This is a genomic window from Amycolatopsis sp. NPDC003676, from assembly GCF_053587275.1.
This window is the reverse complement of sequence record NZ_JBSFNS010000464.1, coordinates 1-1,010: the sequence shown is the minus strand read 5'-3', so window position 1 is coordinate 1,010 and position 1,010 is coordinate 1. Positions and strand designations below refer to the sequence as shown.

General features: G+C 65.9%; 2 protein-coding genes. Both read left to right on the top strand.

Annotation, left to right across the window (positions count from 1 at the left end; genetic code table 11):
* A partial coding sequence (locus ACWDNU_RS47275; RefSeq protein WP_449673639.1) for an ESX secretion-associated protein EspG occupies nt 1–537 on the top strand: 537 nt, incomplete at its 5' end.
* 114 nt (nt 538–651) lie between these two features.
* Nucleotides 652–1,010 (top strand): hypothetical protein (locus ACWDNU_RS47270; RefSeq protein ID WP_449673638.1); only part of this gene is annotated, 359 nt, incomplete at its 3' end.

Below are 1,010 nucleotides of genomic sequence, written 5' to 3'. Positions count from 1 at the left end.
GCCGAGTACTGGCTCAAGGCGCGGGCCGCCCGCGCCGGCGCCAACGGCTACCTGATCTACCAGCTGCCCGGTGAAACCCCCACCCACAGTGGTGGTTACGTCGTCGTCGACATCGGGCCGTACGGGCTCGCCGACGCGATCGTCGACCTCATGCCCGCCACCGGCGCGGGTCGCGGGGGCATCATCCCGCTGGTCACCGGCGCCGACCAGGGCGACCATCAGCGGCCGTCCTCGATGTTCTTCGAGGAGGCCGACACCTCGATCGTCGATCGCAGTGCCGAGTTCCTGAATCGGCCCGCCGAGCGCACCGGCACGATCAACATCCTGCAGAACCAGTCGATGTTCGGATCCCGTGGCATGCATCGCGACATCCTGGTCTGGCGCGACCTGCCCGACGACGGTCGCTACGTCATCGGCCTGCCGAACGAGAACCCGGTCGCCACACCGATGTCCAGGGCGGATCTGGTCGACGCGGTCAACGCCTCGATCGAGCGGATGATGTCGCGGGTGGAGTCCCACTGGGAGGCGAACGCCTAGGTACCGGCCGTTCACGACGGTGTCATGCCGGGTTCGCTCCGCCATGCCAAGCTGTTGCGCAGGCGAAGGACTTGTGGTGTGCTCGGTGCTACCACTCGTGGAGGGATGAGGGCGATGACGTTCGAATACGACGCCGACGACTTCCGAACCGCGGCAGGCAAGTCGCGCAATGTCGGAACCCAACTCACCAACATCATCAACACCCTGAACGGCTCGCTCAACGGGCGCGGAAACGTCTGGGGCAATGACAAACTCGGCCAGAGCTTCAACGACGGCCCCGGCGGCAACGACGGTTACGACTCCTCCTGGACCAACACCAGCGACAATGTCAAGACCATGGCCAAGTCCATGGGCGACTTCGCCGACGGCCAGACGGAGAGCGCCGACTACATCGACAAGATGGAACAGGGCAACCGCAACGGGTTGACTGCGGCAGCGCTGGGTCCGGCCCGCGCTCGTCGCCGCGATCGGTG